Below are 12,733 nucleotides of genomic sequence, written 5' to 3'. Positions count from 1 at the left end.
CTTGGCGGTGACGGACATGACCTTGCCCACAGGCGTCGCCTCCTGGTCCAACGGCGGCGCGGCGCGCGCAGCTCAGCGCCGCCCTCTCCCGGCCTCTCCCACGGCGCTGCCGCGCCTGGGAGAGGAGGGGCGGAACAATATGGGAACATCAGGAGTGGCGGCAAGCCGCAACGCCCGCAAACCACCCTTCTGAGACCTTCAAGACGTCTGCTCTCGGCGCATGAGCCAGTGCCGACCGTGCTCCTTCCAGGAGCCAGGAAGGCTTCGATCTCATGGCCGATGGGAGCCTGCCGGGACCGGTCACTCAAGGACCGGCCTGCGGCCGGCCGCGGCGCGGCGGCCCTCCGGGCCGTCCTTGACTGACCGGTCCCGGCAGGCAGGCTCGTCGCCACGGGACCGATGCACGACAGCGCCGCCGCCGGACCCCCGCGTCCGCCGATGAATGGCAGGGAGGGTGCGGGCGGCTCTCCCCGCCCAGGCGCGCGCAGCGCCCTGGGAGGCCGGGAGAGGGCGGCGCTGCGGTGGGTTTCCAACCGGGTGGGACCCGGTGGCAGAGGCGCCTTCCGCCCGCCTCACGTCCCTGCCCCGGCGGAAGCGGGAAGATCGGTTATGGCTCGGCTTGCCGCGTGCTTCGGTCGGGAGGGCGGCGCAAGGGAAAGGAGCCGCCATGAGTGTCGCCGAAGTCATCGCCACCCACAGCACGTCGGTCGCAGACGCCGTCGCCACCCGGCGGTCTATCCGGGCGTTCCTGCCGCGGCCCGTGCCGTTCGAGACGGTCCGGCGCGTTCTGGACCGGGCGCGCTGGGCGCCGTCGGGCTGCAACTTCCAGCCCTGGGAAGCCGTCGTGCTCACCGGCGCGCCGCTGAAGGCGCTGCAGGACAAGCTGCTCGTCAGCGCCCCCGACAATCCGCAGGAGTACGACTTCTCGGCGCCGGGACAGGTGGAGAAGTACCAGGCCCGCCTGCGCGCCGTGGGCGCGGCCATGTACCAGGCCCAGGGCATCGTGCGTCAGGACGCCGACGCGCGGGCCAAGTTCGTGCGCGACAACTGCACCTCGTTCGGCGCGCCCGTGCTGCTGCTCTGCCACTTCCCCAAGCTGATGAAGGAGGCGCAGTGGTCGGACGTGGGCATGTGGCTCCAGACCATCATGCTGCTGCTGCGGGAGGAGGGGCTCGACAGCTGCCCGCAGGAGTACATGGGCGTCTACGGCCGGACGATCAAAGCGCACCTGGGCCTGGGCGACGACATCCTGCTGTTCTGCGGCCTGGCGATCGGCTGGCGCGACGAGACGGCCGCGGTCAACACCTTCACCCGCGAGCGCGTGGCGGTCGAGGACCACATCACCTTCCAGGGGTTCTGACCCGGGCTCGGCCCCGACGTCGCTCAGGCGCCTGACCTACCGCGCCCGCCAGTGGCCGGCGATGAAGGCACGGAGGTCCCGGTAGCAGACCACTTCGGCGTCGCGCAGGGCGGCCTGCTTCTCGGCGACGCCCCCGGCGTCGAAGCTGGCGCGCGCGTTGGAGACGGCGGTGAAGTAGGCGGCGTAGCGGCCCGCGTCGCCGGCCAGCAGCCGGTCGTCGTTGATCACGCCCAGGGCCACGACGGCGACCACGCAGCCCACGGTGACCTCGAGGGCGAGCTTCACGTCCGTGTCGAGCGGCGCGCGACCCATGGCCAGAACCAGCACGGCGGCGATGGCGCCGGTGGCCGCCGCCACCGCCAGCAGCAGGCGGCTCATGACCCGCGCCACGGCCGCGCGCTGGCCGGGCGCGCCCAGGGAGGCGCTGAGCTTTCGCTCCACATAGTCGATCTGGGCGTCCAGCCGCTGCCCGCGCAGCAGCGACAGCAGCAGGTCCAGTTCGCGGGACGGGCTCGGCGGCTGCGGCGGCTGCGACCAATCCGGAACCACCCAGGCCTCGGCGTCGTCGGCGACGGGGGCCGCCAGGGCCGGCACCTGGCCCGGCAGGTCCTCGGGCCGGGGCAGGTGCGAGAGCGTCCGCGCCCGCGCCTGCTTCCAGGCGGCCAGGGCGTCGTCGTCGGTCATGGCCCGCGACACGAGGTCGAGGTTGTTGATCACGGCCTGGAAGTAGAGCGCCCGGACGCGCTCGGCGCCGAACCGGTGCGCGAGCGACCGGGCCTTGGCCTGCGCGCCCAGCTTGTGCACGGCCATCATCGCCAGGCCCGCGACGATCAGGACGGCGGCCACGATCTCGATCGCCCGCTCGGCGCCGATGGCCAGGGGCGACGCCATCGCCAGCGCGAGGCCCAGGGCCGCCAGCCCCACGGAGAACAGGCCGAACCGGCGGTCCCGGCGCCCGTGTCGCGTGGCGGGCGGATCGTACCTGGCGAACAGCGCCCGCAGCTCGGGCCAGTCCAGGACGCGCAGGGCCGCGGGGTGCTTCGCGCCCAGGGCGGCGCGGGCCTCCTTCGTGTGCAGGACGTCGTCGTTGGCCCAGTCGGCGAGCGCGTCCTGGAACAGGCCATGACGCTCCTCCGCCTGCGCGTACCCGCCTGCCGAAGTCATCGCTCGCGCCCCCGAGCCGGCCCGCCCGGCGGCGGCCCCTCGGCGTGACTATAGCGCGGCGCGACGCGAATGGGACCCGCGAGTCGGGCTTGCAATCTGCCGCCAACATTCGACTGTTCGGGTGGAGAGAGAGGCCGCGACGCCGCGCGATGTACGCGGCTCCGGGACAGGGGGAGGCGAGGATGGGACTGCGTCAGGCGGTGGTCTGCGGCGTGGCGGGAGTCCTGCTGGCGCTGGGCGCGGGCGCCGTGTCGGTGTCCCAGCCGGCTCCGGCGCCCGGGGCCGGCGAAGGCGAAGCCCTCTACGCGGCGCGCTGCCGGATGTGCCACGAGCCGCCGGTTCCGCGGGCGCCCGGCCGCGACCAGCTCCGCGGGATGGCGGGCTCGCAGATCGTCGAGGCCCTCACCCGGGGCACGATGCAGCCGATGGCCGAGGGACTGTCGCCGGCGCAGATCGCATCGCTCGCCACCTACCTCACGGGGCGCAGCGTCACCGCCCCCGAAGGCGGCCTGCGCGTGGGCGCCGCCGCGCCCGCGCCGCCCGACCTCAAGCCCGACGCGACCGCCGCCGCGCGGCTTGGCCGGATGCGGCCCGTGTCCCAGGCCACGCTGCACGCGCCGGCGCCGGGCGACTGGCTGCACTGGGGCCGGACCTACGACGGCCAGAACTTCAGCCCGCTGACGAGGATCGACCGGCGCACGGTGGCGTCGCTGCGCCCGGCGTGGCGCCTGCCGCTGCCGGCGGGGCCCAGCATGCCGACCCCGCTGGTGCACGACGGCGTCATGTTCCTGCAGACCAGCCCGGACACGGTGATGGCGCTGGACGCCACGACCGGCGCGGTGCTCTGGCGGCGCAGCTACAAGCCCAGCCTGCCGTCCAGCCAGAAGATGGGACTGGCGATCGCGGCCGGCCGCGTCTTCGTGCCCACCTCGGACCTGCACGTGATCGCGCTCGACGCCCGCACCGGCGAGCCGGTCTGGGACCACGAGATCGCCATCGCACCGCCGGCCACGGCGCGACGGCCCTTCAACCTGCGCAGCGCGCCGCTGATCGTCGGCGACAAGGTCATCCAGGGCGTGACGGCGTCGGGCGCGCCCGGCGGCGGCTTCATCGTGGGGCTCGACATCGCCACGGGCCGCGAAGTCTGGCGCTTCCACACCATCGCCCGGCCCGGCGCGCCGGGCGGCGAGAGCTGGAACGGCCTGCCGCTGGAGCGGCGCAGCGGCGGCTCGGTCTGGCAGCAAGGCACCTACGATCCCGAGCTGAACCTCGTCTACTACGGGGTGGGCCAGACCTATGACACAGGCCCGCTGATGAAGCCCTCGGGCGCGCCGGGAACCACCCAGGATGCGCTCTACACCGACAGCACGGTCGCCCTGGATCCCGACACCGGGAAGCTGGTCTGGCACTACCAGCACCTGCCGAACGACCAGTGGGACCTGGACTGGTCCTTCGAGCGCCAGCTCGCCACCCTGACCATCGACGGGCGCCCGCGCCGGGTGGTGATGAACATCGGCAAGATGGGCGTGCTCGATGCGCTGGATGCGCGCACCGGCGTCTACCTGTTCTCGATCGACGCCGGCGCCCAGAACGTGATCTCGGCCATCGACCCCAAGACCGGCGCCAAGACCACCGATCCCGCGCGCTGGCCCGACAAGACGAAGTCGACGCTGATCTGTCCGAACGCCACCGGGGCGCGGAACTGGCCCTCGACCAGCGTCGATCCGCGCAGCGGGAAGCTCTACCTGCCGGTCACGATGTGGTGCCTGACGTTCGGGCCGCCGACGGGCCCCGGCTTCACGCTGCTGAGCTCGGGCGTGGGCCTCAGTCCCGCCGACCACCCGGAGGCGTCGGCGAGCGGGAAGATGGGTCGCCTGCAGGCGATGGACCTGCGCGGCCGCAAGCTGGGCTGGCGGCAGGAGTTCACGGCGCCGATCGCCTCCTCGGTCCTGGCGACCGCGGGCGGGGTGGTGTTCGCGGGCGACCTGCAGCCGGCGCTGAACGCCTTCGACGACCGCGACGGAAGGCTGCTGTGGCGCGTGCCGCTGGACGGCTATCCCAGCTCGACGCTGGTGACCTACGGCGTGGGCGACGCTCAGTACGTCGCCGTGGTCGTCGGCCTGAGGAACTTCCACGTGAACGACCTGTCGCGCCGCTACCAGGTCTTCCAGCGCGCCCGCGGCGTGGCCGTCGAACCGCCGAAGGGCGAGCCGGCGATCGTGGTCTTCGCCCTGGACGGCAGGTCTCGCTCGCGCTGACGTTGCGGCAGGCGGGTCGAATCATCCGCCGAGTGTTGTATGTTGGTCCGCAGTGACGTCAGTCGGGTGACAAGGGGGCTTCACTCGTGCCGAACATCGCGTTCATCAGCCCGAAGGGGGGCGCGGGCAAGACGACCGCGGCGCTTCTCCTGGCCCTGGGTCTGGCGGAGCGCGGCGCGCGGGTGGCGCTGATCGATTCCGATCCCAACAAGCCGCTGGTCCGCTGGGGCGGCCTGCCGGGCCGGCCCGACGGCGTGACCGTGCACGCGGCGCCCACCGTGCCCGACATCCGCGAGGCCGCGGCCGAGGCGCGCCGCCTCAGCCCGGACTGGGTGATCGTCGACACCGAGGGGTCCGTGCGCGGGGCCATGGTCTTCGCCGCGCTGCGCTTCGACGCGGTGGTGACGCCGCTGACCGGCTCGCAGATGGACGCGGTGGAGGCGATCAAGGCGTCCGAGCTGGTGGCCAGCTTCGGCAAGCGGCAGGGCAACGACCTGCCCTACGCCTGCCTCATGAGCCGCGTGCCGGCGGCCCTGAAGCCGCGCTCGCTCGGCGCCGTGGTGGCGCAGCTGAAGGCGCGCGGCATCGAGATCCTGCCCACCCCGCTGATCGAGAAGGAGGCCTTCCGCGCGCTCTTCGAGGTCGGCGGCGGGCTGAGCGGGCTCGAGGCGCAGGGCGTCGGCGGCGTCGCGGCAGCACGGGCGAACGTCGCGGCCTATGTGAACGCCATCCAGGCCCTGGTGACGCCCGCGCCGGCGCTCCGTCGCGCCGGATAGCCGGCGGTCGCCGTCGGCGGCCTTACGCCCTTGTCCCGGAATGAGCCGGTTGCAGACACTCGCGCATGGCGCGAATCCTGCAAGCTGGACCATCGGATATCGCCCTATGGGTCAGGGGGAGACGATGGCCGAGTACAAGATCTACGTTCTGGGTCCCAGCGGCATGATCGCGCGGGGCATCTGGTTCGACCGCCCGGATGACGAGGCCGCGGCGGAGTTCACCCAAACCCGCGCGCCGGACGAGGCCCGCGAGCTCTGGTGCGGGGACCGGCTGGTCGGGACCTTCGAGCGCGCCGCCGGCGCGGGCTGACCGGGTTCGCGTCGCAGGCGGCTTTCGCCGGGGACCGCGGTCGCGCTAGGTTGCCCCCCGAACAACAAGGGGAGGGACCATGTCGGACATCGTGACCGTGTCGGACGCCGGCCATGTGCGGACGATCCGCCTGAACAGTCCGCGCAACAAGAATGCGCTGTCGACCGAGCTGGCCTGGAAGGTGATCGGGGCGATCGACGCCGCCGCCGTGGACGACAATGTCTGGGTGGTGGCGCTGACCGGGACGGGCGACGCCTTCTCGGCGGGCCTCGACCTCACCAACCCGCCCCGCTACTCGCCCAAGTCGGCCATGGACAGCCAGCTCGACGACATCGGCTGGGTGGGCAACTTCCTGCTGGCCATGCGCAAGCGCTGCGACAAGCCGGTGGTGGGCGGGATCAACGGCGTGGCGGTGGGCGCGGGCCTCGGGCTGGCCATGTCCACCGACGTGCGCCTGATCGCTTCCAGCGCCCGCCTCATGGCGGGCTACACCCGCATCGGCGGCTCTCCCGACGCGGGCCTCACCATCACCCTGCCGCAGGCCATGGGCTACGAGAAGGCCCTGCGCTTCATGATGGAGAACCGCACCGTCACCGGCGCCGAGGCCCTGGCCTGGGGGATGGCTGGCGAGGTGGTCGACGACGAGACGTTCGACGCCCGGCTGGCGGAATACTGCCAGGAGCTCTGCGCCTGGTCGCCGATCACCCTGCGCCTGCTGAAGCGGGGGCTGGTGAAGGCGATGGAGTCGAACGACATGGAGCAGCAGCTCCGCTACGAGGTCGGCAACATCCGCATCGCCTTCGGCAGCGAGGACGCCCAGGAGGCCCGCAAGGCCTTCTTCGAGAAGCGCAAGCCGGTGTTCGTGGGCAGGTAGGCGAGCGCGGTCATCAGGGCGCCTGAGGCGCGGGGGGAAGAGATGCTGACGATGAGGATGGCCCGGCGGGCGCTGCTGGCGGCCGTGGCGGCGACGGCGCTGGCCGGACCGGGCCTGGCCGCCACCCGGGCGGTGGACGCGAAGGCGTCGTCGATCGTGAAAGGCGACGCGGCGGCGCTGGGCTTCGATCCGGCGAAACTGGACGCCGCGCGCCAGGGCCTGAAGGCCGACGTGGCCTCGGGGAAGATCGCCGGCGCCTACCTGATGGTGGGGCGCAAGGGCAAGGTGGTCTTCCAGGAGGGCTTCGGCGTGCAGGGCCCGGGCCAGACCCGGACGCCCGACGAGGAAACCATCTGGCGCATCTTCTCGATGACCAAGCCGCTGGTGACGGTGGTGGCCATGACGCTGGTCGAGGAGGGCAAGCTCGACCTCGACGCGCCGGTCTCGAAGTACCTGCCGGAGTACAAGGACCTCGTCGTCTGGCAGGCCGACGGCACGACGCGGCCCGCGACGAAGCCGATGCTGGTGCGGCACCTGATGAGCCACACCTCGGGGCTCATCTACGGCTTCATCCAGCCGAACGCGCCGATCGCCAAGGCCTGGGCCGCGGGGGGTGAGAACCGCAACGACCTCACGGCGCGCGAGTACGCCAAGGTGGTGGCGAGGCTGCCGCTGCGCACCGAGCCGGGCGCGGCGTGGTTCTACTCGCGCTCCACCGACATCCTGGGCGCGGTGACCGAGGCGGCCGGCGGCAAGACCCTGGACGTGCTGGTGCGCGAGCGCGTCACCGGCCCGCTGGGGATGACCGACACCGCGTTCTTCCAGCCCGAGTCGAAGCGGTCGCGGTTCGCCGAGCCGAAGACGCCCGAGCCCTTCATGTACTACGACTACGCCAAGCCCACGCCGATGCTGTCGGCCGGGGGCGGCCTGTCGTCGACCGCCGAGGACTACCTGCGCTTCGTGTTGATGCTGGCGGGCGAGGGGACCTACAAGGGCGTCCGCATCCTCAAGCCCGAGACGCTCGCGCGCATGCGGCAGGACGAGACGACGCCCGAGATCCGGCGGGCGGGACTGTTCTTCCCGGGGCCCGGCATGGGCTTCGGCCTCGGCTTCAGCCTGGTGAACGACGACACCGTCCAGCGTCCGGGCAAGGGCACGTTCTCGTGGTGGGGCATCGCCGGCACCGAGTTCTGGGTCGACCCGAAGAACGAGGTCTTCATGATCTTCATGGTGCAGGCCCGCGAGGCGGCGATGGAGTACCAGCGCAAGAACCGCGCATGGATCTACGACGCCCTCGCCACGCCGGGCGCGGCGGCCCGATAGGAGACCGGACGATGCGGACGAGCACTTGCGCGGCGGCCATGGCCGCGTTGCTGGCGGCGACGGCGGCAGGTCCGGCGGCGGCTGCGAAGGGGGCGGGCCTGACGACCACGCCGGCCGCGCTGGCGAAGGCGCTGGCGAGGGGCGACGTCGTCGTCCTGCAGGTGGGCGACCGCGCCGGCTACGAGGCGGGCCACATTCCGGGCGCGCGGCTGCTCAGCCTCGCCGACATCGCCGCGCCCATGGGCGGCGAGGCGTTGACGCTGCAGCTTCCGGAGCCGGAAGCGCTGCGCGCCAGGCTGGCGTCCCTGGGCGTGTCGGACCGCTCCCGCATCGTCGTGGTCCCGACCAAGGAAGGCATCCAGTCGGCCACGCGGGTGGTCTTCACCCTCGACGCCGCGGGCCTGGGCGCGCGGACCACCCTGCTCGAGGGCGGGACGGCGGCGTGGGCCGCGGAGGGCCGGGCGCTCGAGACGGCCGCGCCCGCGCCGGCGAAGCCCGGCAAGCTGTCGCCGATCCGCTATCGGCCGCTCGTGGCGGACGCGGCGTTCGTAAAGGCGCACCTCTCGGCCCCGGGCTACACGATCGTCGACGCCCGCACGCCCGAGTTCTACACGGGCCAGCGCACCGGCGGCTCGCCCGCGCGGCCGCACAAGACCGGGCATGTGGCGGGCGCGCGCAGCGTGCCCTTCACCTCGGTCACGACCCCGGACCTGAAGCTGGCGAGCGAGGCCGAGATCGCGGCCCGCTTCAAGGCCGCCGGGGTGAAGCCGGGCGACAAGGTCATCGTCTACTGCCACGTGGGCCAGCAGGCCACCGCCACGCTCTTCGCCGCCCGCAAGCTCGGCATCGACGCCCTGCTCTATGACGGCTCGTTCGAGGAGTGGTCCCGGCTGGACGGGCCCGTCGCGTCGCCCTGAGACCCCTGACTCCGCGGACCGGCTATCCCGCCCGCGGCTTGAACGCCTCGCGCACGAAGGCCGGCGGCTCCGCGTCGCGGAAGGCCATGTGCAGGTTGTCGTTGAACGACGCGACGGAGAAGCCCAGGCCACGCCACAGGAGCGCCAGCGCGTGCCGTGAGTACAGGGTGATGTGGCCATTCCGGGGGCCGATGTACCACCAGGAGAGGCCGCGCCGGTCGAAGTCGGCCGGCTGCACCAGCGTCGAGAAGAAGATCACGCCGTCGTCGGCCGTGAGCGCGGCGAGGTCGGCGGCTCCGCCCCGCGGGTCCGGCAGGTGCTCCAGGGTCTCGAAGCAGGTGACCAGTTCGAACCGCCCCTCGGGACGTCCGCCCGTCTCGGGGTAGATCGGATCGTAGGTCTCGCACGCCAGGCCTGCCGCGCGCAGCTCGGCGCAGAACCGTCCGCCGCCGCCGCCATAGTCCAGCACCCGGCGGCCCTGGAGGCCCGGCCCGAGGCGCGCCGTGACCCAGCGCGCGTTCTGGATGGGCCGGGTCTCCTCGCTGTCCGGGTCCACCTCGGCGTAGGCGTCGTTGTAGATGTGCGCGCGAAAGTCGTCGTGGCTCCAGGCGTCGAAGGCGTCGGTGAACACCAGGCCGCAGCCCCGGCACCGGCGGTAGTAGATTGGGACCCCGGCGAGCGGCAGCCGGCCGCCGCGCTCCTCAACGCAGTTGCGGTTGAAGTCGAGCACGCCGAACAGGGCCGCCTCGCCACCGCAGACCTTGCACGGAACGGGCGCTCGATCCGGAGGCCGGAGTCTTGCGGTCAGATCGGGCCGGACCGCCGCGGCGCTCATCGGCGTCCGAACAGCCGCTCGATGTCGGCGAGCTTGAGCTCCACGTAGGTGGGGCGTCCGTGGTTGCACTGGCCGGAGTGGGGCGTGGCCTCCATCTGGCGCAGCAGGGCGTTCATCTCGGGCGCGCTGAGCCGGCGGCCGGCGCGGACCGAGCCGTGGCAGGCCATGGTCGAGCAGACGTCCTCGAGCCGCTCCTTCAGCGCCAGGGCCTGGCCGTTCTCGGCGAGGTCGTCGGCGATGTCGCGGATCAGGCCCGCCGCGTCGGTTTCGCCCAGCAGCGCGGGGACCTCGCGCACCAGCACCGCGCCTGGCCCGAAGCTCTCGATGGAGAGGCCCAGGGCCGCGAGCTCGTCGGCGCGCGCCAGGACGCGGTCGGCCTCGGCCGGATCCAGCTCCACCACCTCGGGCAGCAGCAGGGCCTGGCGCGCGACGCCGCCTTCGGCCAGTTCGCCCTTCATGCGCTCGTAGACCAGCCGCTCGTGCGCGGCATGCTGGTCGACGATGACCACGCCGTCGCGGGTCTGGGCCACGATGTAGGTCTCGTGCACCTGGGCGCGCGCCGCTCCCAGCGGGAAGTCCACCGGATCGAGGGCCGGAGACGGGGCCCCGGGCTCCGCCATCCCGGGACCCGGCGCTTCGGCCCGGGCTGACAACGCCGCGAGACCGGGGATGGCCTGGGCGACGGCGACTGCGGCGTTCGGCGTCCAGCCGCCCGCAGACCAGGCCGAGAACCCGGCGCCCGAGGGCCGGGGCGGCGGAAAGGCCTGCGGCCGGAAGCCGCCCAGCGCGGCCATGGACACGGTCGTCGACGCCCGGTGACCGGCGCTGGCCAGCGAATGCCGCAGCCCGCTCACGATCAGCCCCCGCACCAGGCCAGGGTCACGGAAGCGCACCTCGGCCTTGGCCGGGTGCACATTGACGTCCACGAGCGCGGGATCGAGCTCGATGTAGAGCGCGCACGCCGGGTGGCGGTCGCGCGCCAGGAAGTCGGCATAGGCGCCCCGCAGCGCCCCCTGCAGCAGCCGGTCGCGCACCGGCCGGCCGTTCACGAACAGGTACTGGTGGGCGGCGTTGCCGCGGTTGTAGGTGGGCAGGCCCGCATAGCCGGACAGGCGCACGCCCTCGCGCTCGTGGTCGATGAGCAGCGCGTTCTCCGAGAACTCCCGGCCCATCACGGCGCCCAGACGCGCCAGTCGGCCCTCGTCGCCCGACGCCTCGGCGGGCAGGCGCAGGCTGCGGCGTCCGTCGAGGTCGAGCGAGAAGCCGACGGCCTCGTGCGCCATGGCCTGGCGCTTCAGCTCCTCGGCGATGGCCTGGCTCTCGGCCCGCTCGGACTTCATGAACTTCAGCCGGGCGGGCGTCGCATAGAAGAGGTCGCGCACCTCCACCCGCGCCCCGTGCGGACCGGGGAACGCCGCCGGCGACACCGCGCCCACGGCGCCGCCGTCCACGAAGATCGCATAGGCGTCCGCGGCGCCCCGGGCGCGGCTGGTGATCGAAAGCCGCGCGACCGAGCCGATGGACGGCAGGGCCTCGCCGCGGAACCCAAGGGTGGCGATGCGCAGGAGGTCGTAGTCGCCCGCATCGTCGGGCGCGAGCTTGGAGGTCGCGTGGCGCTCCACCGCCAGCGGCAGCTCGGCCGCCGTCAGGCCGCCGCCGTCATCGGCGACGAGGATGCGGCTGAGGCCGCCGCCGTCGGCCTGGACCTGGACCTCGCGCGCGCCGGCGTCCAGCGCGTTCTCCACCAGCTCCTTGACCGCGCTGGCGGGGCGCTCCACCACCTCCCCGGCGGCGATGCGGTTGATGAGCTCGGGCGGGAGGCGGCGGATCGGCATGTCGGCGCTTCGTATCTACATAGTACGATTCCAAGGAGCCTTCTGTCCGTGCTGAATCGAGCCCTGATCCTGGCCGCGGCGATCGCCCTCTGCGCGCTTCCCGCGCAGTCCCAGGCCCCGGCGGCGCCGCCCGCCGACGATCCCGACGCCACCCTGGTCGAGGAACTGGTGGTCCGCGGCCGGCTGCCCGGCCCGGCGTGGTGGCGGGTGCAGGACGCCGACACCACCGTCTACGTCCTGGGCGTGCCCTCGCTGGCGCCCAAGCGCATGCAGTGGGACCGGTCGATCTTCGAGCGCCGGCTGCAGGGGGCCAACATGGTGGTCCTGCCGTTCGTCAACGTCCGCGCGAAGGCCGCGGGCTCACTGGGCACGGCGTTCAACCTGATGCGGCTGCGAACCGGCGGTCCCTACGAGGAGCGGCTCGATCCGGCGACCCGCGCCCGCTTCGTCGCCGTCCGCACGCGGCTGGGTCAGGACGCGCGACACTACCCCACGAGCAACCCGCTCGCGGCCGGCGTCCAGCTCGCCATCGACTACCGGGACCGCAACGAGCTCACCAACATGGATCCCGCCAAGCTCGTCCGCTACCTGGCGCAGCAGCGCCGCTTAAAGGTGGTCGAAAAGAGCTACGACCTGGGCGGACAGCTGGGCGGCATCATCCGCACACCCGCCTCGGTGGGCCGCATGTGCTTCGAGGAAGTGCTTCAGCAGGCCGAGGCCGGACCCGGCGTGACGCTCGCGGCGGCGCGGGCCTGGGCCGAGGGCGACGTGGCCGGCGCCCTCAACAACGAGCGGACCTACGAGCGCTGCCTGTCGGCCGTCGCGGGCGGCCGCAGCTACGACGAGCGCACCAAGGCCGACACGGCCGCCGCCATCACCAACGCCCTGAAGCAGCCCGGCCACGCGATCGTGCTGGTGCAGTTGCGCCCGCTGCTCGCGCAGGGCGGAGTCCTCGACCGCCTTCGGGCCGCCGGTCACACGGTCAAGACGCCGGGCGAGGACTAGCCGGGCGGTTGACCAGGCATCGTCACGCGGATGAGGGCGTCGAGGGGGCGGCGCCCCCTCTCGCTTCGCGAGCTCC

At 72.9% G+C, this 12,733-nt stretch carries 11 protein-coding genes; 8 read left to right on the top strand and 3 right to left on the bottom strand.

Annotation, left to right across the window (positions count from 1 at the left end):
• Window positions 1–667: 667 nt before the first annotated feature.
• Window positions 668–1,360 (top strand): nitroreductase, encoded by a 693-nt coding sequence (locus JNK30_RS16790; protein ID WP_293483914.1) that lies wholly within the window; start codon window positions 668–670, stop codon window positions 1,358–1,360.
• 36 nt (window positions 1,361–1,396) lie between these two features.
• On the opposite strand, the gene JNK30_RS16785 is transcribed toward JNK30_RS16790, so the two are convergent.
• On the bottom strand, window positions 1,397–2,524 hold the full coding sequence (locus tag JNK30_RS16785; protein WP_293483913.1) for a hypothetical protein: 1,128 nt from the start codon (window positions 2,522–2,524) through the stop codon (window positions 1,397–1,399).
• A 182-nt stretch (window positions 2,525–2,706) separates the two neighbouring features.
• On the opposite strand from JNK30_RS16785, the gene JNK30_RS16780 reads away from it, so the two are divergent.
• From JNK30_RS16780 to JNK30_RS16755, 6 genes are all read left to right on the top strand, one after another.
• Window positions 2,707–4,782, top strand: a complete 2,076-nt coding sequence (locus JNK30_RS16780) for a PQQ-binding-like beta-propeller repeat protein (protein WP_293483911.1) — start codon at window positions 2,707–2,709, stop codon at window positions 4,780–4,782.
• A gap of 86 nt (window positions 4,783–4,868) precedes the next feature.
• On the top strand, window positions 4,869–5,558 hold the full coding sequence (locus tag JNK30_RS16775; protein WP_293483910.1) for a ParA family protein: 690 nt from the start codon (window positions 4,869–4,871) through the stop codon (window positions 5,556–5,558).
• A gap of 124 nt (window positions 5,559–5,682) precedes the next feature.
• On the top strand, window positions 5,683–5,868 hold the full coding sequence (locus JNK30_RS16770) for a hypothetical protein (protein ID WP_293483908.1): 186 nt from the start codon (window positions 5,683–5,685) through the stop codon (window positions 5,866–5,868).
• A 79-nt stretch (window positions 5,869–5,947) separates the two neighbouring features.
• Window positions 5,948–6,742, top strand: coding sequence for an enoyl-CoA hydratase/isomerase family protein (locus tag JNK30_RS16765; protein ID WP_293483906.1), 795 nt, complete (start codon window positions 5,948–5,950; stop codon window positions 6,740–6,742).
• 42 nt (window positions 6,743–6,784) lie between these two features.
• A complete protein-coding gene (locus tag JNK30_RS16760; RefSeq protein ID WP_293483905.1) occupies window positions 6,785–8,065 on the top strand; it encodes a serine hydrolase in 1,281 nt (426 codons plus the stop codon).
• A gap of 11 nt (window positions 8,066–8,076) precedes the next feature.
• Complete coding sequence (locus JNK30_RS16755; protein ID WP_293483903.1) at window positions 8,077–8,982, top strand: sulfurtransferase; 906 nt, start codon at window positions 8,077–8,079, stop codon at window positions 8,980–8,982.
• Between the two features lie 22 nt (window positions 8,983–9,004).
• Here the strand turns inward: JNK30_RS16755 and JNK30_RS16750 are convergent, their stop codons facing one another.
• On the bottom strand, window positions 9,005–9,817 hold the full coding sequence (locus JNK30_RS16750; protein WP_293483901.1) for a class I SAM-dependent methyltransferase: 813 nt from the start codon (window positions 9,815–9,817) through the stop codon (window positions 9,005–9,007).
• On the bottom strand, window positions 9,814–11,652 hold the full coding sequence (gene mutL / locus JNK30_RS16745; RefSeq protein WP_293483900.1) for a DNA mismatch repair endonuclease MutL: 1,839 nt from the start codon (window positions 11,650–11,652) through the stop codon (window positions 9,814–9,816). The genes JNK30_RS16750 and mutL overlap by 4 nt, the downstream gene beginning before the upstream one ends.
• 48 nt (window positions 11,653–11,700) lie before the next feature.
• On the opposite strand from mutL, the gene JNK30_RS16740 reads away from it, so the two are divergent.
• Window positions 11,701–12,657: a TraB/GumN family protein gene (locus JNK30_RS16740; RefSeq protein WP_293483898.1), complete on the top strand. Its 957-nt coding sequence runs from the start codon at window positions 11,701–11,703 to the stop codon at window positions 12,655–12,657.
• The last annotated feature ends 76 nt before the right edge of the window (window positions 12,658–12,733 follow it).

The sequence above is a fragment of the Phenylobacterium sp. genome (assembly GCF_016793225.1).
Classification (GTDB): domain Bacteria; phylum Pseudomonadota; class Alphaproteobacteria; order Caulobacterales; family Caulobacteraceae; genus Phenylobacterium.
This window is presented reverse-complemented; position numbering and strand designations above follow the sequence as displayed.

What these genes read in the sequence shown, in the direction of transcription:
- JNK30_RS16790 (WP_293483914.1), top strand. Translation starts at nt 668, where the DNA reads ATGAGTGTCGCCGAAGTCATCGCCACCCACAGCACGTCGGTCGCAGAC.
- JNK30_RS16785 (WP_293483913.1), bottom strand. Translation starts at nt 2,524, where the DNA reads ATGACTTCGGCAGGCGGGTACGCGCAGGCGGAGGAGCGTCATGGCCTG.
- JNK30_RS16780 (WP_293483911.1), top strand. Translation starts at nt 2,707, where the DNA reads ATGGGACTGCGTCAGGCGGTGGTCTGCGGCGTGGCGGGAGTCCTGCTG.
- JNK30_RS16770 (WP_293483908.1), top strand. Translation starts at nt 5,683, where the DNA reads ATGGCCGAGTACAAGATCTACGTTCTGGGTCCCAGCGGCATGATCGCG.
- JNK30_RS16765 (WP_293483906.1), top strand. Translation starts at nt 5,948, where the DNA reads ATGTCGGACATCGTGACCGTGTCGGACGCCGGCCATGTGCGGACGATC.
- JNK30_RS16760 (WP_293483905.1), top strand. Translation starts at nt 6,785, where the DNA reads ATGCTGACGATGAGGATGGCCCGGCGGGCGCTGCTGGCGGCCGTGGCG.
- JNK30_RS16755 (WP_293483903.1), top strand. Translation starts at nt 8,077, where the DNA reads ATGCGGACGAGCACTTGCGCGGCGGCCATGGCCGCGTTGCTGGCGGCG.
- JNK30_RS16750 (WP_293483901.1), bottom strand. Translation starts at nt 9,817, where the DNA reads ATGAGCGCCGCGGCGGTCCGGCCCGATCTGACCGCAAGACTCCGGCCT.
- mutL (WP_293483900.1), bottom strand. Translation starts at nt 11,652, where the DNA reads ATGCCGATCCGCCGCCTCCCGCCCGAGCTCATCAACCGCATCGCCGCC.